The sequence below is a fragment of the Collimonas sp. OK242 genome (assembly GCF_900107095.1).
Taxonomy (GTDB): Bacteria; Pseudomonadota; Gammaproteobacteria; order Burkholderiales; family Burkholderiaceae_D; genus Collimonas.
Window position 1 is genome coordinate 308,222 of record NZ_FNOR01000002.1, and the last position, 23,096, is coordinate 331,317.

Consider the following 23,096-nt stretch of genomic DNA (forward strand, 5'->3'; position numbering starts at 1 on the left):
CTAATTGAATTGCAAGGTAAAGGTGGCCGTGGCATTTGCGCTACCTGGCTTCAAGGATGGCTGCGTCTGAATGTACTGCCCGGAAAAGCCCATGCTAAAGCGCGTGCCGGGCGAGACTACTGTTACGACCGGCAATTCAAATTGCCCCAGATTTACCGGCGTGCCGTTCTGATGCAGCATCTGTATGCCGATGCCGGCCGCCGTCGAACCGCTGGCCAGGGCCAGAGTGCCAGGGTAAGCTGAACTGTCGGCAATTCCATTGAATTGAATCAGCAGCTTTGGCGGAGCGGTGGTGCAGCTTAAATTAAGGTTAAATGCCTTATTTCCCTGAACTGAACCTACGCCAGCAAACTTGTTTATCGCGACACTGCTCAATGTGACGACCTTGTTTACGGAGTCGGCATCTACCGTGCAGCCCCCGCTTTGAATGTTGCCGCCATTAGTGACATATATCTGCATTGCCTGGTAGCCCGGCACATTATCGCTGCCATACTCCCCCGTGGAAAGCGGGCCATAGCCGACAGTGGTTGCGGTCTTGATCAGTTCGAATTTAAATTGTCCCGGCGGAAAATATATTATTCCGCCGCTAGTCGTACTTCCCGATTGCCCATAGGGATTGGTCCATTGGGCCGGCGCAAAAGTCACGCCGTCAGAGTAAGTGAGGCGATAACCGATGCCAGCCAGGTTGGTACGGTAGACGTTAGGAAAACCGCTTACCGCAGCGCCGCTATTCATCGAAGGCTTGAAAGTTTCCAGATCGCCGAGCTGGCAAGCCAGATAATTATTCGCGTTTTGCAGTGACAAAGACGGGGCGGTTAGCGTGTACGAAGCGAGGACTGAGCCCACGGTGGCCGTGGTAGCGCCAAACACGGTGCCAATATTGATATTGAACTGCACCTTAGTTGCGCCATACGGATTACCGAGCAGCCGGCAAGCTGCCTGAGCCTGTCCGCAGATCAAGAACAATCCGGCCATTCCCAAAAAAATACTCCTGATATTCATGCTTAATCCCTTATTCTGTCCATATTACTTCCACTATTTCCTCAAATGAAGCAGGCGTGCCGCATTTTCTATTTGCTTGAAGCCTTGAGCGTTTTAGATGCGCTTGCTGCAGAAGGTGGCGCTGCCTCAGGCAATGATTCAGCCGCTTGACAGCTACTCTCGATAAAGCCGGCAACTGGCTGCCCTTTAACCCGCTCGGGCAGCGCATATGCCATCTGACACTGCTGGTCAGCGCCGTCACCCCATTTCACGGTCAGCACGCCGGTATCGGCGACTCCCCTCACAAACGCTTTGCTACCCTGGCCAACCACACCGACCGCTTGTTGCTCTTCATTTAATATTTCTGCGGCAAACGGCAATGGCTTGCCATCGGTGCGCAACGCCTTGATGGTGACAGCGCGGCTGTTGTCGGTTTCAAATTTATACATGACCACCGAACCCAGGCGCGGCGCGATCGTCTTGCTGGTTTCCTTGAACTGGATGTCCTCGGACGAACCTTTAGGGTCAATCTCGATCGTATTGTTTTCATAAGGGCGTAAATACGGCGCTACGGCATGACCGCTGTTATCGACCGTAACCCCGATCGCGCTGCTGATACTGGCGCCCGCGGCGTTCGGCGCCACGATGACGCCGACAGCATCTCCCAGCGCTTGCGACAGCGATATGCCGCCGGGATAAGCGACGATGCCGCCGTTGGCATTCACCGAGACCTGGCCGTTGCTGCCCGATTGGCTAAAGCCTGCGCTCAAATTCGCGCTGCTCGCCTGATAGCCCACATTGGCATTGAAATAGTTGCTGTTGCCGCTATCGCCGCTTGTATGGCTGCCCGATACGCCGTAGGTGAGGTTGCGCTCCTCGCCCATGGCGCCGTTGACGCCAACCTGCAGGTTGCTGCCGCTGCTGGAGCCCGTGTTGCGCGCCAGGTAACTGTTCATGGTAGGCGCACGCGCATCGCGGCCGAGTGGAATCGACAACGACAGCATGATGCGATTGTCGCTGCGGCCACTGTTATAGCCGGCGCCGTAGAACACGTTGGCCAGCTGCTGCGCCTGTAATTGCTCCGGCGTCAGCGGCGCTGCTTGCGACAAGGTGCGCTGCACCGAGAGATTCCAGCTCACTCGTCCCCAGTTTGCGCCGTAACCGGCGGAAAAAGATGTCTGGCGGCCAAGGTTGCCGCCCCAGTACTGTACCGAACTGCCGGACAGGAACAGGGAACCTGCGCCAACCGCCTGGCTGACGTTCAGATCAAGACGGCTGCGCTGGCGGTTGACGCGGCCGGTGTCTTCACCGCGCGCAGCCAGGCTGCGCATACTGACGGCATCGTTCAGTCCCAGATAACCGCTGCTGGAAAAACGATAAGCCCCAAGTGCGAAATTGGTGCCCGTCTCAGGAATATTTTTATTATAGGCAATCTGAACACTTTGCCCTTGCAAAGTGTTGCTGCCTTGTATTTTCGTGTTGGAAGCCGCGCCGTCGACGGCGAACGCCCCGATCGGGGTGCTCACTGCGGCGCCGACCTTGGCTTGCCAATAGCCGTCCGAAGCGGCCAAGCCGCCATAGCCGGTAAGGAAATTATTGATGCCGAGCTGCAAGCTGCCTTGCATCACCCATGGCGTGGCGCTGCTGACGCCGCTATATTGGCTAAGCTGGCCTACCGCCACGCTGTACCTGATGGCGCCGGGGCGCAGCAATTGCGGTATCGCAGCGTACGGCACGGTAAACGTGCTTTGATGGCCATTGGTTTCCGTCACGGTCACGCGCAGGTCGCCACCGTAGCCGGTCGGGTAGAGGTCATCGATGACGAAGGGCCCCGGCGCCACGGTGGTTTCGTAAATCGTGTAGCCTCTTTGGCTGACGGTGACACGGGCGTTGCTTTCCGCAATGCCGCGCACCACTGGCGCGTAGCCTTGCTGCGATTGCGGCGTTTGACGGTCGTCGGTGGCGAGCTTGAACCCGCGCAGACGCACGCTATCCATGATCTGCCCGTCAGTAAAACTGTCGCCCAGCACCAGCTGCGATCTGAGTGCGCTGATATCGCGCTGAACATAGGTGGCTGTATTCTGGTACGCCGAGCGGCCTGTGATTGAATTCCATGCCTGCGCACCTTGATGGCGAAAACGCCAGTCGCCCAAATTGACGCCGCTGTTCAAGCCAAGATACGATTGCGAGCCGGCGTTGCCGCTGGTGGCAACCGAGGAACTGAAGTTATAGCCAAGCAGAGCGGCGGTGACGCCGTTATCGAGTAGCGCCGGATCGACATAGCCGCGCGCCGACCGATTCATGTATATCTGCGGCACGGTGAGGGTAAGCGTCTGTTCGCCCGCGTCGAAAGACACAGTCGCATCCGCGATCCAGGTATTCAGGCTGCCGCACAGCGGGCCATCCGGGATTTGATGGGCAGCCGCTTCGGCTACGCTGCGCGTGCCGTCGCCGCGCGCAACTTTATCCAGATCGACCCCAAACCTGGTGAGCATGGCGCGATCAAAACATGGTACGGCGCTTTCCTGATTTGGCACGTTACTAAAAACGACATCGCCCAAGCCCTGCCAGTGTTGATTGACGGAGATGCCGACGCGATAAATACCGGGCAACACGATGTTGGCCTTATCGAAGCGCGACAAATCGGCCTGTTCGCCCATGCCGGATGCGAAGGAGCCGCTGTCGAATCTCATCGCAGCCAGTGACGATGTCATGGCAGGTACAGCCGCAACGGCACTCGACTGTAAGAGCATGCCGGAAAACATGGCGGAAATCAGCACGCTGAGCAGGCGTGGCCGCGCAGCAAAAGAAGCGCGTCCCTTAACGTTGCGGCGGGCATGATTGGCTTGCGAAAAATGTAGCGATCGATTCATCATTGGGTCGAAATTGAATGTGCAAGTCCACACGTCTGGCAACAGACATGGACAGAATGTCAGCATGGAAAGCAAGGCGGCGCGGGATCTTGCAATCCCGGCACTGAATGCTTCTCGATAATCCGCTCGCTACTCAGGCGGAAAAACAGGGGAATACGTTTTATGATTTCAATGGCGCAGTCAACGGAACAAACGCGCCATAGTCATCCACGATGGAAAACTCGACGTGCGTGCCGGCGCCTGGCGTGGCGGGAACGTTTTTCAGGGAAAAATGCTGTACGCCGCCTGGCGCGACCATGGTGTAGTCGTCGCTCTTGATCTGCTTATCGCCTATGGCCAAAGCCACGCTTTGGAACGAGATGTAGTACGGCGTAGGATTGCGCACCTGCAGCGCTTGCCCCCCCGCCACCTTTACCAGGCTCCATTCCAGCTTGCCACGCGCATTTTCCGGCTTCATCGCCAAATTGGCCGGACGGAAAAACAGCTTGGTGCGCAGGCGGAATGCAAAACGCAGCTGGTTGTCTTCTTCGCTTCCCACCTTGGGAGGGACTTCCAGCACATTGAGCCAGAATAAGGTTTCCTTGTCAGTTGCCAGCGGCTCTTTGGTATACACCATGCGCATCACTTGGCTCTTGCCTGGCTCCACACGAAACACCGGCGGCGTCAGGATGAACGGCACATTGCTTTTTTCAGCGCTGAGTTTTTCATCCCCGGTATCGATCCACGCCTGAACCAGACGGGGAAATTTGCCATCGTCATTCGTCAGCTTGACGCTGACTTCGCGCTGCTGCGCGGGGTACACTACGCGCGTGCCGGACATCACAATACCGGCCTGAGCAGGCAGAGACGACAAGCCCGCGAGACTCAAGGCCAGCAAGGTAAAGCACCATTTCAAGTAGCGCATTTTCTCTCCTTGTAAAACCAAATTCGAAGCAACGACTGCATCCGATCCCTGCAAATTCCGTCCATGCCTTGCGGCAGGACGGAGGGCCGCAATCGCTCTATTTCATTTCAATTGATGCCGGATCCGCTGTAACGGATCAGTTGAACGCGATCGAGTACTGAACGTTGCTGCTGACAGTACCTGCAGTAGCAGCACCGGTGGCGAAGTACTGGGCCGCAAATGGCAATGTCGCTGTGTTGTTGGCAATAACGACTGGCGTCGATGTTGTATTGGTGAACAGATTGATTGGCGCATTGGCCGCGCCCGCATCGGTAATTTGCACTTGAACATTGGTTGCGGTGCTGCCGGCAGCCAGGTTAAGGTTGCCGCTTGCCGGGTCGATCAATGGGCTGGATGCTTCGTAGTGTACGGAAGCCTTGGTGCCATCGGTGCAGCCGGTATCGCCGGCGCCGCCAACAACGATATTGAAACCGGTAGAACCGGCGACAGCGCCTTGGGCCGCCAGTGCCGTAGTCGACAATGTAGGCAAAGCAACGGTGAAATCGCCGCTTGCCGCACCGGCCGCGCCACCGTGCACAGTGCAAGTGACAGAGGTCAGCTGGCCGTTAAAAGTGACTGTGCCGTCGGCTGCCTGCGCGGCGCCTGCGAAACCGAATGTTGCCAATAACGCAATAATGAGTGCTTGCTTTTTCATAATAAGATTCCTAGAGATTGACTTTGCCTTCTACGCAGATACAGCGGAAGGAGAAGAGCCCAGCAACTTGTTGAGCAGACGACATCATATGACCTGCGGACACCCTGGAAAATAGGACCAGTCCGATAATAGGTAATCGCCTATATTTGAACCTGATCGACCCGGATTGGTAAGGCATGCCGTAGCGCTTACGTTACAGTCCGCTAGAGACCTACTACCCCTCCATCCACCCCCTACGGCGTCGACGGCATCTGCGACGAGGTGATGAATCCATTTTCGATCGCGTATCGGAGGAGATCGACGTCCTGCCGGATTCCCAGCTTCTCCATGGCCTTTGTCTTTTGCGTGCTGATGGTTTTTTTGCTCCTATGCAACTGCTCGGCAATCGCATTCACTGTCAGGCCGGAAGCATACAGCCGCACCACTTCCGCTTCGCGCTGGGTCAGCGCCTTGGGAGCAGCACGCGCATGCGGAGCCAATTCCATAGCCTCAGCTATATTAATTACGGTCGGCGAATAATAGGTTTTGCCGGTATGCGCGGCATAGATCGCAGGAACAAGATGTGAGACCGCATCGGATTTGCTCACGACGCATGAAATTTTCTGCGCTAGAAGAGTGCTTAGCACAGCCGGATTATCCAGCATGGTCAACACGACCAGCTTCGTCATGGGGTAATGCCGCTGGATATATGAAAAAAGGGCGATTCCATCGCCATATGCGCCACCGGGCATCGCATAGTCGGACACCAGAACATCGCATGGCGTTTTGTCGAGAATCGCAATTAATTCTGTCGAGTTACGTGCCGAACCTACGATCGTCACGGCGCCCACTGTCGACAATTCCTGCTCGACGCCGATGATCATGACTGGATGATCATCGGCGATGACCACGCGTATCGTAAAATTGTCCATTACAAGCATTCCCCCTGCATTTCCGGGACGGATCCCGTTTTCACCAATTCATGCAAAATGCAAATCCCGCTTCCCTTTGATTTCGACGCTTGCGCGCTGAGCTTCGCCGCTACAAAACGAAAACATATTGCGACGCATCACGAAAACCGGGACGGACTTGCATTGCCAGAAAACACATAAAACCAGTCCAGATGAACAAGTCCGGCATGTCATATAAGGACGGATCAGGCAGTCTCTCAATGAGAAACTGCGGACCGCTCCAGGGCGGTCAGCGCATCGTCCAGCATTGCCTCGAAGTCCGGAAGGGTAGCGCGCAAGGCAGGCGCATCGACCGCCCGGGCCAGATGTTCCAGGCGCGCGCAGACAGCAACCACAGCCGGCTCACGAATCATCGCAAACACGCCTTTGATCGAATGTAACTGCTCCTCCACAGTCCGCATATTGCCCGCAGCCAATGCATGATGAATTAAAGCTATCGAATCGGAATTGCTTGAGCGCAATGTTCGCAACAAGTTTACGCTCAGCGCCGGCTTTTGCAAGTCGGACGCATGCGGCGATACCGGCCTGACGCCACAATTGACGTGCTTGCAGACCATGTTATCGATCTCGTCCAGCGACATCGGCTTGATCATCACATCGGCGATGCCAACTTGCTGGCATCGCCTGCGCTCTTCGAGGGAAGCGTGGGCGGTGATGGCGATGATCGGCAACTGCGCTCCCCCGCGACGCAACAGAACAGCAAACATAAAGCCGTCCATCCTTGGCATGTGCAGATCGGTAAACACAATGTCATATCGATTTTTTTCAAGCAATTCCAACGCAGCGCTGCCGCTGTCGGTGAGGTCGGCCTGATAACCCAGCGTATCGAGTTGATCCCGGATCAGCGCCAAATTCACCTTGTTATCCTCTACCACCAGAATGCGCACGCTCTGCCCTGCAAGCCCTTCCTTCACTGCCGGCCCGCTTTCTTCAATGCTATCCATGATCGTCTCCGGCGCCAGCGCCTGCGCGATGGCCTGGTACAAGCCAGCGAGAGAGTAACAAGATACAACGCTGCGTTTGCCGTTGGCGATAGCTCTTCTGGGGCCATCTTCCACGGCCTCGATCACCCACGATGCTTGCTCGCAAGCCCGATCTTCCTCTGCGAAGCTCCAGTCGCGCGATTCGCCGAAAATCAGTAGCGGCAACGCTGCCGCAGGCATCTCTGCCGGATCATCAATGATATGCGCCTGGATGCCCCAATGCGTCAGCTGCTCGCCCACAAAGGCGCGCCACTCCGTTACAGAACACAGCACGACCATGTGCGGCGCATCCGTGAATGGCATGGTCAATGCCGGGGCATCGGCCTGCAATGGCAGACTGACGGTGAAGGTGCTGCCTGCAGCGCTGCCGCGCTCAAGAACAATGGCGCCGCCCATTAATTCGGCCAGCCGTTTGCACAGCGCCAGACCCAGGCCGCTGCCGCCGAAGCGGCGGCTGATCGATGCATCGCCTTGCGTAAACGGTTGAAACAGTCCGGATCGCCTGGCTGCGGCAATCCCAATGCCGGTATCGGCGACACTGACCGTCAGCAACGGCGCCTGGCCGGCAACAACATGACGGCTAACGGCGATACTCACCTTGCCGCTATCGGTAAACTTGATCGCATTGCTCATCAAGTTCAGCAGAACCTGACGCAAGCGCGCAGGATCGCCGAAATAGAAACGCGGCATGTCCGGCGCCACAGTGTGGAACAGACCCAGACCTTTGGCGTCGGCCAGCGGCGCAAACATGGCTGCGACCTGCTCAATCAAGTCGATCGCGTCAAAGCGGATATTCTCGAGGGTCATCTGGCCTGATTCCACTTTGGAAAAATCCAGGATGTCATTGATGATGGTCAGCAGGGCCTTCGACGAGGAACTCACGGTGTTCAGGCGATCAGCCTGCATTTCAGTCAACGCCGAACGTTCAAGCAACTCCAGATTTCCGAGAATCGCATTCAGCGGCGTCCTTATCTCGTGGCTCATGGTCGCAAGGAAAGAGGATTTTGCGCGATTCATGTCGTCGGCTGCGACACGCGCCTCCTCCAGTTTTTGCTCCAGCAGCTTGCGCGTAGTGATATCGGAAAAATTGCACAGCAGGACATCGGCGCCTTGATATTTTGTTTCGATCAAATTGACCAGCAGATGCGATACTTTTCCGTCTATCGCCGTGACCGCAAGATCCTGGTCCATCAGCTGCTTGCTGCGACCAGTTCCTGGCGCCTTTAACCGCCCCCAATACAGATCAAGGAATTGCCTGTAAAGCGGCTTGACATTGCTGTCATACGAACGCATTACCTCGTTTCTCAATAATGTCTCGCCGCTGCCGATCGACAACAGGCTTAAGCCGACTGGCGCCGTCTCTATGATGGTACGGCTCAGACCTTCGCTTTCGAACACGCGTTGCGAATGCCGGTAAATCGGCATGAACACCTTGCGTTCGAATAACAGCAGGAAAATCCAAAGCGTACTGAGCACGATGAATGTTCCCGTCACATAGCCCAGCAGCACCGGCCAGCGTGCGGCCAAGATGGTGCGCCAAGAATAGGCATAAGCCAGCACCCAGCCGGTATCCGCCAAAGGCTCGCTAAAGGTGAAATCACCGGCTTCGAAGTAGTGATCGGGGGACGGTAGATCTTTTTGCCAGCTTTTAGAGTCGATGACGCGCTGGGTCAGGCCGGGATCCGTTGCCTGGTCGCGCCATGCGCTCATGATCAGCTTGCCGCTGTTGTCGAGAATAATGAAATTGCCGTCGTAAGCATCTTGATGCAAGGACTTCGACAGCACACTCGACGCCAAACCGCTGACGAACACGAGAAACGGGTGATCGCCATCGAATGCCGGAAGCACCAGCCGAAACATTTCTTCACCGGTAAATAGATCGCGCGCGGCGGGTAGCCAGGTAATACTTCTCGATTCACGCAAGCGCTTGGCGGCAACAGGATCATCCCAGTTATAAATACCAGGATCGATCCGCTTGATCAGATCGGCAACATCGTTGGCGCCGCTCATCTTGATAGAGCCGCCCGGCGGAGGTGCGGGAAAGATGCCGATAAAAGTCTGTTCCGGATCGTAATAATAAACGGACAGCGGTACTTTCCGCGCCTGGAAACTTGCGCTGCCGATATAGGCAAGCTCGTCGCTGAGCGACAGATATTCGATGTATGCAGTGCATTTTTGTGCGGCAGACCCCAACACCAGTAAAGGAGTTACCTTGCTGTTGCGTTGGATGACGGCGCGACAACCGTGCGAGACGAAGTCCTGCAACAGTTCCTGGCGCGGTTTGCGGTGATCTGACCACAATAATTCCGCGTTGATCACGGTGCGGCGCAGCGCCGATTGCTTGGTCTCGATATCAAGCAACAGCTGCGCCTTGTGCCTCAGATAGACGTAGCGTTCGTCTGCGATATCGTCCCTGAAGCTGGACCTGACTGCTACCGTGCTGGCAGCCAGAATCATGATGGTCAGCGCAATGCCTCCGCTCCATAACAGTCCACGCTGATAGCGGCCAAGCAAATCAAGTGTGTCCATTTATTGCCGACTCCGTAACTTTGCCATCTTGGACGAGACTTACGCGATGCCCGGAAGAACACGCGGTGGTGATCATGCGCTCTTGAAATTCCTCCGAAGGCGGCATCCTAACACCATCATTGTCGTTATGACAATGATGCAACGAGTGTTTCAAGGAAATATTGATCAAATTGCGTAAGCTGGGATGAGATGGAGCAAAATTGACAAGGATGCAAGCCAAGGAAGTGCATCCGGTCATGCTACTTGCCTTACTTGAGAGCAACACCGGGCCGATCTTCAGTCAGTCTTGAAAGCGGCCGTGACGGCCAACTCCCAAGGTAAATCTGGCGGCGCCGGTTTCACCCTCGGCCAGCACAATCGGCGCCCCCTGCGCGCCTTCGCGGCGCAGCGCCTCGGCCAGCGGCAAATCCCATTGTTCATACGCCGAGCGGCGATCTGCCAGCATGCACTGTTGCGGGAAGGCGGCTACCTGGCGCGCCAGCTCGAGCGCCGCCGCCAGCGCGCCGCCAGGCGGCGCGATGCGATTGATCAGCCCCATGCTCAAGGCTTCGGCCGCCGCCACCGGACGTCCGGTCAAGATCAGGTCCAACGCCCGGCCCATGCCGATCAGCCGCGGCAGCCGTACCGTGCCGCCGTCAATCAAGGGCACGCCCCAGCGCCGGCAAAACACACCGAATACGGCATCTTCGTCAGCAACGCGCAAATCCGCCAGCAATGCCAGCTCAAGCCCGCCGGCGACCGCATAGCCGTTGACCGCAGCAATCAACGGTTTCGACAGCGCCATGCGGGTCGGCCCCAGCGGGCCGCTGCCGGCGCCCTCCGGATCAAGTTCATTGCGCAAGGCCGGATCGCCGACAGTGCTGAGATCGGCGCCGGCGCAAAACTGGCCGCCGGCGCCGGTTAACACCGCGACCTTCAGCGCCGCATCAGCTTCAAAGCGTTCAAACGCCAGGCGCAATTCCTCTGCCATGGGACGGTCGACCGCATTGCGCTTGAGCGGCCGGTTCATCGTCATGGTGCAGATGGCGCCGTCCGTGTCGAATAGGATAGTCTGCATCGCTTCGCCTTTCTGCCAGCGCCTGTCCAGCCCACGCTCAGCCGGTGACGGAATCAATCGAACGCATCTCGCGCGCCGCCACCGACAACATGGCCAGATCAACATTGCCGCCCATCTGGAAATCGGTGAGCAGGCGGTGGTAACGTTCCAGCGGCGTACGGCTGGCGGCTTGCCAGACATCGATCATTTCCTGCGACTGTTCAAGCGTAGGAGACAGCTGGATTACCTTGGCCGTCAAAGCGCGCTGCAAACCGGTCAGATCGCTCTGCAGCGCGGTGCGCGCCAGGATTTGCCAGTGCGAATCGATCGGCAAGGCGCTGACCCGTTCACGCATCCAGCCGAAGTTCAGGTTGACGTCCAGCGCAAAATAGACTGCTGCGACCAGCTCCAGGCTGCGCCCGGTCGATGCCGCGACTTCGGCAATATCCAGCACCGCACCGATCAGCTCGGCACTGGCAACCCGGCGCGCCAGTTGCTCCGAGACGCCTGCCTGCATCAGCGCATCGCGCTTTGCCTTGAGTGCCTCGGCATCGCTGGCCGCCAGCAGCGAGACCAGTTGCGGCCCCAGCTGATCGGCGGCTAGGCGGAAGCGCGCCACCGTGGCTTCAATCGAAGCTTCCTGCGCGTGGCGGTGCAAGAACCAGAAACTGGCATGTTCGATCAGTCCGCCGACATCGACAAACATTTGCGCCTGCAAGGCATCCGGCACCCGGTTGTCGAGGGCATCGATGTCGCGCCAGATTTCCTCGAAGCCGAATACCTCGCGTGCAATGACGCTGGCGCGCAGCACCTCGGTCGGGCTGGCGCCGCTCTCGTCGGCCAGCTGATGGACAAAGGTAGCGCCGACCCGATTGGTCAGCGTATTCACCAGATAGGTGGAGATAATCTCGCGCGCCAGGGGATGACGCCGCATGGCGTCAGGGAAACGTTCGCGCAGCGGCTTTGGAAAATAGGCGGCCAAGGAACTGGCGATAAACGGATCTGCCGGCAAATCCGATGCCAGCAGCTGTTCATACAGCCACATCTTGTTATACGCCATCAGCACCGCCCGTTCCGGCGCGCTAAGTCCTTGTTTTGCCGTCTTGCGTTCAGCGCACTCCTCTTCAGACGGCAGGAACTCGACGGCCCGGTCAAGACGGCCGGCGCGTTCCAGGAAACGGATCAGGCGCGCTTCCGGTTCCAGCAGGCTGGCGGCGTGCCGCCCCGCCACCGACAGCGCCTGGGTCTGGTAATAGTTGTCGGTCAGTACCTGCAGGCCGACTTCCTCCGTCATTTCCGCCAGCAATTTGTTACGCTGTTTCTCGGTCATTTCGCCTTCACTGACGATCAGGCCGAGCATGATCTTGATATTGACTTCATGATCGGAGCAATCGACGCCTGCCGAATTGTCGATGGCATCGGTACAGATGCGGCCGCCTTTCTGCGCAAACTCGATACGGCCGAACTGGGTGCAGCCGAGGTTGCCGCCTTCGGCCACCACCTTGCAGTTGAGTTCGGCGCCGTTGACGCGAATCGCATCGTTGCTGCGATCGCCGACCTGGGCGTGGCTTTCGCGCGTGGCCTTGATGTAGGTGCCGATGCCGCCGTTGTAGAGCAGATCCACCGGCGCCAGCAGGATGGCGCGTATCAACTCGGTCGGCGCCAGTTCGCTGGCGGTTATACCCAGCGCCGCCTGCACTTGCGGCGTCAGCGGAATCGTCTTCAGGGTGCGCGCATACACCCCGCCGCCGCTGGAAATCAGGCTGGCGTTGTAATCGGCCCAGCTTGAGCGCGGCAATGCGAACAGGCGTTCGCGCTCAACGAAGCTGGTCTCCGGATCGGGATCCGGGTCCAGGAAAATGTGGCGATGATCGAAACCCGCCAGCAGTTTGATGTGGCGCGATAACAGCATGCCGTTGCCGAACACATCCCCCGACATGTCGCCGATGCCTACCACCGTGAAATCCTGCTCCTGGGTATTGACGCCGGTTTCGCGAAAATGGCGCTTGACGGCTTCCCATGCGCCGCGCGCGGTAATTCCCATTTTCTTATGGTCATAGCCGACCGAGCCGCCGGAAGCGAAAGCGTCGCCCAGCCAGAAGCCGTATTCGGCAGAAATCGCATTGGCGTAATCGGAGAAACTGGCGGTGCCTTTGTCGGCCGCCACCACCAGGTAAGGATCATCCGGATCGTAACGCACCACGTCTTGCGGCGGCACTACTTTGCCGTCGACCAGGTTATCGGTCAGATCCAGCAAGCCGCGCAGGAAAGTCTGATAGCAGGCTACGCCTTCGCGCAGGTAGGCGTCGCGGTCGCTGGCCGGCGGCGCGTTCTTGAGGACGAAACCGCCCTTCGAACCGACCGGGACGATCACCGCATTCTTGACCATCTGCGCCTTCACCAGGCCCAGCACTTCAGTGCGGAAATCTTCACGCCGGTCAGACCAGCGCAAGCCGCCGCGCGCCACTTTGCCGCCGCGCAGATGGACGCCTTCAAACCTTGGCGAATACACCCAGATCTCGAACATCGGCTTGGGCGCCGGCAGCCCCGGCACCTTGGCCGGATCGAACTTGAATGACAGGTAGGATTTTGGCTGGCCGTCGGCGCCGCGCTGGAAATAGTTGGTGCGCAAGGTGGCGCCTATCACGCCCAGGAACTGGCGCAGGATCCGGTCTTCATCGAGATTCGGCACCTGGTCCATCGCCTCTTCGGTCTGTTGCAGCAAGGCCTCGGCTTTCGCTGCGGCGCCGGCATCTTTTGCCAGGGCCGGATCAAATCGGATCAGGAACAATTCCACCAGCTTGCGCGCAATCGCCGGATTGGCGGTCAGCGCCTGTTCGATATAGGCATTGCTGAAGGTGGATCCGACTTGCCGCAGATAGCGTGCGTAAGCGCGCAGGATGCTCACTTCGCGCCAGTTGAGCCGGGCCCGCAGCACCAGCCGGTTGAGATCGTCATTGTCCGCTTCACCGCTCCAGACGCGGCCAAAGGCATCTTCGAATACGCCCTTGATGCGATCGATCTCGACTTCGCTGTCGTCCGCGGTCTGCATGCCGAAATCGTGGATCCACGCCGGTTCGCCGTCTTGCAGCTCGATCCGGTAAGGACGTTCCTCGTTCACCTTGACGCCCATGTGCTCCAGCATCGGCAGGCTTTGCGACAACGCCATCGGTTTGCCGGCACGATAAATTTTCAGGCGCAATGAAGCCGGCGCCGCTTCGATCGGGCGGTACAAGCTCATGGCCAGGCCGGCATTCTGCTGCGCGGCTTCCAGCAATGCGATGTCATGCACCGCCGTGCGGGCGGAATAATCTTCGCGAAAACCGGCAGGGAACGATGCCGCATAACGACGCAGCAATCGCGTACCCTGCTCTTCTCCGCGCTGCTCCAGCAAAGCTTCCGTCAGATCATCCTGCCAGCGCCGGGTAGCTTGCACGATGCGCGCTTCCAGCTCTTCGACATTGACATCGCTTACGCTGCCCGGCTCGGTGCGCACAATAAACTGGATACGCGCCAGCACCGATTCCGACAGCAAGGGCGTGAATTCGATGCCGGTGCCGTTGAAGGCTGCCAGCAGCAAATCCTGGATGCGTTCGCGCAGTTCGGTATTGAAGCGGTCGCGCGGCACGAAAACCAGGCAGGAAACATAGCGGCCGAAGGCGTCGCGCCGCACAAACAGGCGGGTGCGCTGACGCTCTTCCAGGCGCAGGATGCCGCTGGCGGTATCGAACAATTCATCTTCATCGACCTGGAACAATTCGTCGCGCGGGTACTGTTCCAGGATGGTGGCCAAGGTCTTTGCCAGATGCCCCTTGGGCACGAAACCGACGCGCTCCAGCACCTTCGCCACTTTACGCCGCACCAGCGGAATCTCGCTGGTCGGCACCATGTAGGCGGTCGAGGTATATAAACCGACTATGCGGCGCTCGCCGACCACCTTGCCGCCGGCGTCATAGCGCTTGACGCCGACATAGTCGAGATAACCGGCCCGATGCACGGTAGCGCGCGAATTCGCCTTGGTAATGAAAATCGGCGAACGCGCATCTATGATGCCTTGCGCACCGACCGGCAATTTGGCGGTGCTGTCGGCGGCCCGCAGAGAATCGCGCAGTATGCCCAGGCCCGAGCCGGGCACGCCTTGCAGATAGTTTTCGCCGTCGCTGACCACCAGTTCGTAATCGCGATAACCGAGGAAGGTAAAATGATCGTCGACCATCCACTCCAGGAAAGCGCGCGCCTCGGCAATTTCACCTTGCAATCCGGCATCGCCGGCATCCTGTTTTTTCAGATCGTCGATCGCGGCGCCGGCGGCGCTCATCATCTGATGCCAGTCTTCGACCGCGGCACGGACATCGCCCAGCACCTTGAGCACGCCGGCCAGGATTTCCTCCATCCTGGCGGCTTCGGTGCAACGGTCGACTTCTATGTGTATGGTCGATTCCAGCCTGGCCCGGTCGTTATCCTTGCCGGCATTTTCGCTGGCGCTCTGGATTTTTTCCACCTGTCCGCCGGCATCGCGCCAGACGCGGAATACCGGGTGAATCACCGCGTGCAAGGTCAGGCCCAGGCGGTTGATTTCGGTGGTCACCGAATCGACCAGGAACGGCATGTCGTCGTTGACGATTTCGATCACGCTATGGCCGGATTGCCAGCCATGCTCTTCAACCATTGGATTGTAGATGCGCACCCGCGGCGCGCCGCTCACAAAGTGCCGTGCAAACTGCCAGTGGGCGACCGCAGCGCCATACAAATCGGCGGTATCCCAGCTCAGTATCTGTTCGTCCCCTACCTGCGAGTAATACTCGACCAGGAAAGGTTGCATCGGCGCAAACACTTCCGGCGGCAAGCGATCGCGAGCGAATTCGACCATCTCTGCCAGCTTTTGCTGTTTTCTTTCCACTGCGGCTGTATGCATGATTTTCTCTCGAACGGTTAATGTCCAATTTCGGTCAATCAAGCTAGATTCTACCCATGACATGCCAACACCACACGCTTTTTAAAAATGCAACTCCGATTCCATGATTTCATCGGCAATGATAAACCGCGGCGGCAACTCAAAAATCTGTCGCTGGCCGACATTTGATAAAATGCCCAACTTAACTGTTTAAGCACCCGGACGGACGGGGGCAAAGTTGCGCCACCTTCGCGCGCGACAAACGCATTCCGCTGACTCCCGATAAATTTATGTTCGAATGGACGACAATCACCAAGATCGGCGGCAGCACCATCATGCTTCCCGCCGCTGCTGCAATCGCAGCATGGCTGCTGGCGGCGCGTGCCTGGCGCGCATTTTGGGTATGGTGCTTGTTGTTTGGCGGCGCCTTGCTGTTGGTGGCGGCGTCAAAGATCGCATTTGCGGGCTGGGGCATCGGTATAGAAGCCCTCGATTTCAGAGGCTTCAGCGGCCATGCGATGCGCGCTGCGGCGATTATTCCCCTGCTCTTCTATCTCGTTTTACAGCAACAGACGACACTGATCCGGCGCACGGCGGCAGTTTTTGGCATGTGTTTTGCGGTACTGGTCAGTTTCTCGCGCGTATGGTTGGATTTCCATTCGGTCAGCGAGGCGCTTAGCGGATGGCTGATGGGAAGCACAGTCTGCCTGGCTTTCATCTGGCAAGCCGAACGCTTGCCAAAACCGTCGCTGAATCGCGCTTTGATCACCGCCAGCTTTGTACTGCTGCTGGCGGCATCTTTCGCCAGGCCGATACCGACACAACGGCTGATCGAAGAAACCGCGCAATTATTAACCGGCCATGCCGCACTGGCCGCCGAAAGCCGCCGCCACGCCGTGGAGAAATCCAGCGAACGACCCGGAACTCAACCGGCCTCTTGATGGGCGGTCCGCCATCGCGACGGCGGCTCTTGCTATTTGAATACGAAGAGGCTACCTTCTCACTCAGCAGGGTCGAAATAATTATTTGAATTGCTGGCTTATCTGGAGGAGTAGCTGATGAAAACCGTCGCGCAGATTCTTAAGACCAAGCAAAATCAAGCCGTCTATACGATTTCTCCCGGAGCCAAAGTGCTGGACGCCGTAAGAATGATGGCAGACAAGAGCGTCGGTGCGTTGCTGGTCGTAGAGCACGAAACTGAGCAGGAAAAGATCGTCGGCATTGTCACTGAGCGTGACTATGCCCGGAAGATGATACTCATGGGCCGCTCGTCGACCGACACTTTCGTACGCGACATCATGACTTCCTCCGTCATGTATGTGCGCCCGGACGACACCAATGAGCAATGCATGGCGCTGATGACGGAAAACCGCTTGCGGCATTTGCCCATTCTGGACGATGGGAAGTTGATAGGAATCATTTCCATCGGTGATCTGGTGAAAGATATTATTTCCGAGCAGCAGTTCATCATCCAGCAGCTCGAGCATTACATCATGGGACGCCCAGCCTTGTAAATTTAGGTATATAGTAGGAGCCACAAGCAATTTCCACGCGGTGGCCTCAGATGAAAAACTGGGTAGTCCTGCCTTTCTGTTTTGCTTTCTGTCTCTTGCTCGCCGCCTGCGCAACCACGCCGCAGGCACCGCGGGCCGATCATCTTTTCAACGATCAATTTTTCGCTGCACCTTCGCAACCTGTCAGGGCCGAGGATGTATTTGCCGTCAGCCAAGCAATGAAGCAGTATTTGCATAGTGCGGAGATGGCTCGCCAAATGCACGGAAAAGGCATGCAGCAGGGTCTGTTCGATGCGCTATATAGCGAGAAGCAGCTGAAACTGGAATATAACGCCGAACACACCCGCAATGCCGCCCAGACTTTCACCGCCCGCACCGGAAATTGCCTGTCGCTGGTGATCATGACAGCCGCCTTCGCCAAGGAGCTTGGACTGCCGGTGCACTACCAGACGATAGTGATGGATAGGGCCTGGAGCCGCAATGACGACCTCTACTTCGCCAGCGGCCACGTCAACATCACTCTCGCCAAAAGGCTGAGCGAAGCCCGCGTCTCGTTCGACCAAAGCAGTTTGCTGACGATTGATTTCCTGCCGCCGGAAGATACTGCCGGCCAGCGGCGGCAAGACATCGACGAGAACACGATTGTGGCAATGTACATGAACAATCGCGCCGCCGAAGCATTGGCCGCCCACCAGCTGGACGACGCCTACTGGTGGGTGCGCGAAGCGATCAGGCAAGACGCCAGTTTCCTGCCTTCCTACAATACCCTGGCGGTGATCTATAGGCGCCATGACAATTTGCCGGAAGCCGAACACGCGTTGCGGCTGGTGTTTGAGCGCGAACCGGATAGCACGGTAGTCATGTTCAATCTGATCGGTGTGCTTAACGATCTTGGCAAATTTTCCGAATCGAAAGCATTGACCGCGCAGCTGACCAAATTACAGCCTGATGCTCCTTTCCAGGCATTCAATCTGGGCATGGCAGCGATGCGCGCGGGAGATTTCAAAACCGCAAAACAGCAATTCACCAAGGAAATTGCACGCGACCCTTATTATCATGAATTTCAGTATTGGCTGGGAATCGCCTGCCTGCGCCTTGGTGAAACGGACCAGGCGCTCAAGCACTTGAGCATCGCAATGGAAAACAGCACCAGCCGTAGCGCTCACGATTTGTACGCCGCCAAATTTGATCTGATCAAGTCTCATACTTCGCCGCTGCTGGTTCATTAAGCGGCGCCGCCAACTTGCGTTGGCAGCCATCATTGATGCCTCCTCCGAGCGCATCTGGTCTTTTGTCATCTTGCATTTTCCGATGATCGATGCATTGTTGTTCTGCGCAAATAATCAAGTGGAAATTGCGCAACAATAGTGTTAATTGATGTCAATTGCCAGCTCTTTTGTTCGCTTTTTTTGCCAAGAAAGATTTAAGATCAAATCGTCTCCACACAACAAGAGGTGACAACATGGGATGGATGAACAGATTGGCGACAAAATATATCCTGACGCCGGAAAAGCTGGCGGAAAACGAACTACGCGATACGCGCCTGGCGTTGTATCAATCAGAAAGGCAATTGCTGGAAGCGGAAATGCGGGTCGATTATTATCGCAATGTCCTGAGCTTCCTGGAAGCGATTAGCGCCGATGGCGTAGAAAGCGTCGCCGAGTCGCAGAGATCCAAACTATCCCCACAGCCACAAGGGCCGCAACGGCTTACACCAGATCTGAACACGTACCGCGGAGCGGCCTGACACCCGGGATTGCATGGATACCGCGCGGCGCAGATGAGCATGCTTGGCTGCTTGTTTATGCTTGTCCGTTTTCGCCGCATTGCATATTGCAGTCAGCAATCCGACTCTCCGTCCGAGCCAAGCGGCCCGACGGAGCTTCGCTGCACTTGGCGGACCTGGGCATCGCCGAAAAAGCAGCTCAGGCAAAGCCGTTGCCGGCGTTGCTGCGTTATCATTGCCCCATGCAATCAACCTCATCGCGCTATCTGAAACCAGAGCAATGGGCCGCGACTGTCTTGCGCACCGCGAGCAGCTGGTGGCACATGCTTCACCTGGCCGGCATTACGCTGGTCATGGCACTCTCGCCGTCCACCTATCACCGGGCCAACCGCAACGCGACTTATCGCTATATCTACACCAGCACCTGGCAAATCCTGCCTTGGTTCACCTTATTGTCTACCTTGCTCAGCCTGGTGTTGATCCGGATCGTGCTGGTCACCGCGCTAAGCTACGGCCTGTCGCGCTACGCGCTGGAAATGATGGTGCGCGTACTGGTGCTGGAATTGATACCGCTGTCGGCAGCCTTGTTCGTGGCGTTGCGCGCAGGCCTGGCTTTTAACAGCACGCTTGCCACGCAAAACGCCGCCGCGCCGGACCTCGCTCAATTGCAGCGGGACCTGGTGCCGCGTGCAATCTCCAGCGTCTTTTCCGTACTGAGCCTGGCCACCGTGAGCGGCGTGATCGTCTTGCTGCTGGCTTATGTCAATGTCTACGGCATCAGTCCTTGGGGCCTGCCTGACTACACCCGCACCGTGGGCCGCGTGTTTGATCCGGCAGTGACGCTGGGCTTCGGACTGAAAACCTTCATGTTCGGACTTGCTGTGGCGGTTATCCCCACGGCAGCGGCGCTTGAAGCCGCGCGACGCAAGACCGGACTGTCGTCGCCGTTGCAACCGGGCGCCACGCGGCTGCTGTTGGTGCTGGTTCTGATCGAAGCCGGAGCGCTGGCAGTGAAATATATCTAACCCGGAAGACAACTATGGCAACTGCCCCCGATTCTCCTCTTGTCCCGTCCTCTCCCGTTCCGCCGCCGCCCGCCCACGTTGAATTCAAGGCGCTGCTGCTGCTGATCCTGATGGCTGCGCTGATCTGCGGTTTTGTATTGTATGTGATGTATGCGCGCGGCGTGTTCGAAAGCACTCAGAGCCTGGTGCTGATAGCGGACGATTCCGAAGGTGTGCTGGTGGGCATGGACCTGACCTTTTCCGGCTTTCCCATCGGCCGTGTGCAGCGTATAGATCTGGGCTCTGACGGCAAGGCGCGCATCTTGATCGATGTCCCGCGCAAAGATGCCAACTGGCTGCGCACCACCAGTGTCTTCACCCTCGAGCGCGGATTGGTGGGCGACACCCGCATCCGCGCCTTTAGCGGTGTGCTCGACGATCCGCTGCTGCCGCCTGACTCGGAACGCGCGGTGCTGCGCGGCGATACGGCGGCCGAAATTCCGCGCCTGGTGGCGACCGCCAGGGAACTGCTGGAAAACCTGCAAACCATCACCGCCGCTGACTCCAGCCTCAACACCAGCCTGGCCAACATGCAAACCATGACGGGCCGCCTGACCGGGCAATACGGGGTTTTGGGCGGCGCCTTGGGCAGCGATGAAAACGCCAAGAAAATCATCGCCACGCTGGATCGCGTCAATGCGCTGCTGGTCAAGGCCGACCAACGCGTATTCGGCCAACCCGGCCAGCGCGGCGTGATGGACGATGCGCAAGCCGCCATCGTCCAGCTCAACGGCGTACTGAGCGACGCCCGCAACAGTCTCAAGAAGGTCGATGCCGTGCTGGCCGAGGCGCAAGCGGTGGGCAGCAATGTCCGTATCGCCAGCAACGATCTGGGCGCACTGCGCGCCGAGGTGGATGCCAGTTTGCGTAAAGTGACGCAGCTGGTCGACGAGATCAACCGCAAATGGCCTTTCGCCCGCAATACGGAGCTCAAACTGCCATGAAGACATCGACCGCCTTATTATTCACCTTGCCGGCCGCACTGTTAATTGCCTGCAGCAGCAAACCGCCGGCGCCCGAATGGCAAGGCAACGCCTATGGTTCCCTGCAAAGTTTTTCCTCAGCCTATCTCAGCGGTAACACGCGCGTCGCCGACCTGGAATTTGCGCGCGCCCGCGATGCAGTCGCCAGTACCGGGCGTGCCGATCTGGTGGCGCGGGTTGAACTGACGCGCTGCGCCACGCGTGCGGCCAGCCTGGAGTTTGACAACTGCGCCGGGTTTCAGCCGCTGGCGCAAGATGCCGATGCCGGCGAGCGCAATTATGCCGCTTACCTGAACGGCCGCTGGCAAGGCCTGGATGCCGGCTTGCTGCCGCCTCAGCATAGAGCCGTGGTCGGCGGCGGCCGCATCGGCGATATCGAAGACCCGCTGGCGCGCCTGGTAGCGGCGGCGGCACTGTTGCAAAGCGGGCGCCTGACGCCGGCCGATATCGGCAACGCTACCGAGACCGCCTCTGCCCAAGGCTGGCGCCGTCCGCTGCTGGCATGGCTGGGAGTGCAACTGCAACGCGCGCGAGCCGCCGCTGACAGCGAAGCGCAGACCCGGATTCAACGTCGCATGGATCTGGTAGCAAAACCGCAGTCCTGACCTTGTCCTGCATCGCTCAAACTACGGCGGCGGCGTCAACGCTGCACAATTCGAGGTGATCGGCTGGCCTGCAAACAGTTTCTGCACGAACGGCGTTGAATCCACCAGCGATGCCAGCACCGTGCCGTCGTGATTCTGGCCGACATAATAATGCTGCTCGATGGTGCTGCCGGCGGCGCAAGCATCTTTGGCGAACTGATACTGGACCACAGTCGGAATATCGGTATCCAGGGTCCCGGTGCCGACAAACATCGGCGCCGCGAATTTCACCGTCGGATAATTGGACGACTGCAAGGTTTGCGTGGCCCAGATGGTGACATCGCCGTTGAACACATCGGAAGTGACCAGCTTGTTCTGCGTGATGTAATCCTCAATCGGCCCCAGGCATTGAGTCGCCACCACCGAGTAAAACGCCTTGCCCTTGGCTGTCAGGTGATCGGACAGCAGGAAATTCGGCACGACTCTCTCTGCCGTGGCGTAACCCAGCCAGGCATACGATTCCAGCGTCGCCAACACCGACGTAAAACCGCTGGCCGGCATTTGCGCCGTCAACGCGTTCAGGTAGGCCAGCACACTTTGCAACTGATAAGGAACGCCGGTCGCCACGGTTCCCAACAACTTGATTTCCGGCGCATAGGCAGGCGCGTAGGCCGCGGTTGCAATCGCTCCCTGTGCGCCTTGGGACTGGCCGACTATCACCACGGAACTGGAGAGTTGCGGGAACGCTTTCGACACGGCCCGGATGCTATCGAGCACACTATAGGCTTCCGGGCGCGCATGCAGATATGGATGCAGGCCGGGTGTCCCTAGCCCTTGATAATCGGTAGACACCACCGCATAGCCTTGCGCCAGCCAGGCGTCGAGATAATCGACATCGCGCGGATCGCGCACGGTCCACGAAGGTGCGCAGACATCCGCCACGCCGACGGTGCCATGGGCCCAGGCAATCAGCGGCCAGCCGCCGGCCGGAGGCGTGCCCTTGGGCAGTTGCAAATCGCCGGAAACATAGATCGCGGTCTTACCGTCATCGCCGTCGGTCGAGCTATACAGGATGCGGATGCCCTGCGCGGCATTGGGCAGCACCAGGTTGGCTGGCAGCGCTTCCTGCTGCAGCAAGATACCTGGTGTGTTGGGAATCGTTCCGTTCCATTGGTAAAACGACGATACGCCGCCGTCGGCGGTAAACATTTTCGGTTGGGACGTCAGGCTGGCGTCGTTACCGCCACCGCAGGCGCTAAGCGCCAGAGCAGATAATGTGACGGCAAGAAATGTCGAAAAACGACTGAACCGGGTAAGGCGCATGACTTTTGTCTCCTCATTTATTTTTTATGTAAATTGATCTGAGTTCAAAGGTACAGTT

At 58.0% G+C, this 23,096-nt stretch carries 16 protein-coding genes; 7 read left to right on the plus strand and 9 right to left on the minus strand.

From position 1 onward, the window contains the following. From BLV81_RS03030 to BLV81_RS03065, 8 genes are all read right to left on the minus strand, one after another. Positions 1-975, minus strand: a complete 975-nt coding sequence (locus BLV81_RS03030; RefSeq protein ID WP_176992717.1) for a fimbrial protein — start codon at positions 973-975, stop codon at positions 1-3. A 95-nt stretch (positions 976-1,070) separates the two neighbouring features. Beyond that, a complete protein-coding gene (locus BLV81_RS03035; RefSeq protein WP_255364901.1) occupies positions 1,071-3,695 on the minus strand; it encodes a fimbria/pilus outer membrane usher protein in 2,625 nt (874 codons plus the stop codon). A gap of 319 nt (positions 3,696-4,014) precedes the next feature. Further along, positions 4,015-4,758, minus strand: coding sequence for a fimbrial biogenesis chaperone (locus tag BLV81_RS03040; RefSeq protein WP_092352258.1), 744 nt, complete (start codon positions 4,756-4,758; stop codon positions 4,015-4,017). Between the two features lie 136 nt (positions 4,759-4,894). Then, complete coding sequence (locus BLV81_RS03045; protein WP_092352260.1) at positions 4,895-5,452, minus strand: fimbrial protein; 558 nt, start codon at positions 5,450-5,452, stop codon at positions 4,895-4,897. Between the two features lie 233 nt (positions 5,453-5,685). Next, the gene (locus tag BLV81_RS03050) at positions 5,686-6,363 is read right to left on the minus strand and encodes a response regulator (protein ID WP_092352262.1); all 678 of its coding nucleotides are present in this window, start codon (positions 6,361-6,363) and stop codon (positions 5,686-5,688) included. Positions 6,364-6,599: 236 nt separating this feature from the next. Continuing rightward, on the minus strand, positions 6,600-9,914 hold the full coding sequence (locus BLV81_RS03055; protein WP_092352263.1) for a hybrid sensor histidine kinase/response regulator: 3,315 nt from the start codon (positions 9,912-9,914) through the stop codon (positions 6,600-6,602). A gap of 280 nt (positions 9,915-10,194) precedes the next feature. Next, complete coding sequence (locus tag BLV81_RS03060) at positions 10,195-10,971, minus strand: crotonase/enoyl-CoA hydratase family protein (RefSeq protein WP_092352265.1); 777 nt, start codon at positions 10,969-10,971, stop codon at positions 10,195-10,197. A gap of 37 nt (positions 10,972-11,008) precedes the next feature. After that, the gene (locus BLV81_RS03065; RefSeq protein ID WP_369823793.1) at positions 11,009-15,850 is read right to left on the minus strand and encodes an NAD-glutamate dehydrogenase; all 4,842 of its coding nucleotides are present in this window, start codon (positions 15,848-15,850) and stop codon (positions 11,009-11,011) included. A 284-nt stretch (positions 15,851-16,134) separates the two neighbouring features. Here BLV81_RS03065 and BLV81_RS03070 point away from each other — a divergent pair, with 284 nt between their 5' ends. The 7 genes from BLV81_RS03070 (at position 16,135) to BLV81_RS03100 (ending at position 21,736) form a co-directional block, all read left to right on the plus strand. Beyond that, positions 16,135-16,785, plus strand: coding sequence for a phosphatase PAP2 family protein (locus BLV81_RS03070; protein ID WP_092352269.1), 651 nt, complete (start codon positions 16,135-16,137; stop codon positions 16,783-16,785). A 117-nt stretch (positions 16,786-16,902) separates the two neighbouring features. Next, positions 16,903-17,358, plus strand: coding sequence for a CBS domain-containing protein (locus tag BLV81_RS03075; protein ID WP_092352270.1), 456 nt, complete (start codon positions 16,903-16,905; stop codon positions 17,356-17,358). Positions 17,359-17,630: 272 nt separating this feature from the next. Continuing rightward, on the plus strand, positions 17,631-18,587 hold the full coding sequence (locus tag BLV81_RS03080) for a tetratricopeptide repeat protein (RefSeq protein WP_176992718.1): 957 nt from the start codon (positions 17,631-17,633) through the stop codon (positions 18,585-18,587). A 233-nt stretch (positions 18,588-18,820) separates the two neighbouring features. Further along, the gene (locus BLV81_RS03085) at positions 18,821-19,105 is read left to right on the plus strand and encodes a hypothetical protein (RefSeq protein ID WP_092352274.1); all 285 of its coding nucleotides are present in this window, start codon (positions 18,821-18,823) and stop codon (positions 19,103-19,105) included. A gap of 221 nt (positions 19,106-19,326) precedes the next feature. Next, the gene (locus BLV81_RS03090) at positions 19,327-20,109 is read left to right on the plus strand and encodes an MlaE family ABC transporter permease (protein ID WP_092352372.1); all 783 of its coding nucleotides are present in this window, start codon (positions 19,327-19,329) and stop codon (positions 20,107-20,109) included. Between the two features lie 14 nt (positions 20,110-20,123). Further along, positions 20,124-21,092 (plus strand): MlaD family protein, encoded by a 969-nt coding sequence (locus tag BLV81_RS03095; protein WP_092352276.1) that lies wholly within the window; start codon positions 20,124-20,126, stop codon positions 21,090-21,092. After that, positions 21,089-21,736, plus strand: a complete 648-nt coding sequence (locus tag BLV81_RS03100) for a hypothetical protein (protein ID WP_176992719.1) — start codon at positions 21,089-21,091, stop codon at positions 21,734-21,736. Before BLV81_RS03095 ends, BLV81_RS03100 begins: the two co-directional genes overlap by 4 nt. Before the next feature lie 21 nt (positions 21,737-21,757). On the opposite strand, the gene BLV81_RS03105 is transcribed toward BLV81_RS03100, so the two are convergent. After that, positions 21,758-23,038 (minus strand): alpha/beta hydrolase, encoded by a 1,281-nt coding sequence (locus BLV81_RS03105; RefSeq protein WP_092352280.1) that lies wholly within the window; start codon positions 23,036-23,038, stop codon positions 21,758-21,760. Positions 23,039-23,096 lie beyond the last annotated feature (58 nt).

What these genes read in the sequence shown, in the direction of transcription:
- BLV81_RS03085 (WP_092352274.1), top strand. Translation starts at nt 18,821, where the DNA reads ATGGGATGGATGAACAGATTGGCGACAAAATATATCCTGACGCCGGAA.
- BLV81_RS03105 (WP_092352280.1), bottom strand. Translation starts at nt 23,038, where the DNA reads ATGCGCCTTACCCGGTTCAGTCGTTTTTCGACATTTCTTGCCGTCACA.
- BLV81_RS03070 (WP_092352269.1), top strand. Translation starts at nt 16,135, where the DNA reads ATGTTCGAATGGACGACAATCACCAAGATCGGCGGCAGCACCATCATG.
- BLV81_RS03055 (WP_092352263.1), bottom strand. Translation starts at nt 9,914, where the DNA reads ATGGACACACTTGATTTGCTTGGCCGCTATCAGCGTGGACTGTTATGG.
- BLV81_RS03090 (WP_092352372.1), top strand. Translation starts at nt 19,327, where the DNA reads ATGCAATCAACCTCATCGCGCTATCTGAAACCAGAGCAATGGGCCGCG.
- BLV81_RS03050 (WP_092352262.1), bottom strand. Translation starts at nt 6,363, where the DNA reads ATGGACAATTTTACGATACGCGTGGTCATCGCCGATGATCATCCAGTC.
- BLV81_RS03035 (WP_255364901.1), bottom strand. Translation starts at nt 3,695, where the DNA reads ATGACATCGTCACTGGCTGCGATGAGATTCGACAGCGGCTCCTTCGCA.
- BLV81_RS03095 (WP_092352276.1), top strand. Translation starts at nt 20,124, where the DNA reads ATGGCAACTGCCCCCGATTCTCCTCTTGTCCCGTCCTCTCCCGTTCCG.
- BLV81_RS03075 (WP_092352270.1), top strand. Translation starts at nt 16,903, where the DNA reads ATGAAAACCGTCGCGCAGATTCTTAAGACCAAGCAAAATCAAGCCGTC.
- BLV81_RS03040 (WP_092352258.1), bottom strand. Translation starts at nt 4,758, where the DNA reads ATGCGCTACTTGAAATGGTGCTTTACCTTGCTGGCCTTGAGTCTCGCG.
- BLV81_RS03045 (WP_092352260.1), bottom strand. Translation starts at nt 5,452, where the DNA reads ATGAAAAAGCAAGCACTCATTATTGCGTTATTGGCAACATTCGGTTTC.
- BLV81_RS03100 (WP_176992719.1), top strand. Translation starts at nt 21,089, where the DNA reads ATGAAGACATCGACCGCCTTATTATTCACCTTGCCGGCCGCACTGTTA.
- BLV81_RS03080 (WP_176992718.1), top strand. Translation starts at nt 17,631, where the DNA reads ATGCAGCAGGGTCTGTTCGATGCGCTATATAGCGAGAAGCAGCTGAAA.
- BLV81_RS03030 (WP_176992717.1), bottom strand. Translation starts at nt 975, where the DNA reads ATGGCCGGATTGTTCTTGATCTGCGGACAGGCTCAGGCAGCTTGCCGG.
- BLV81_RS03060 (WP_092352265.1), bottom strand. Translation starts at nt 10,971, where the DNA reads ATGCAGACTATCCTATTCGACACGGACGGCGCCATCTGCACCATGACG.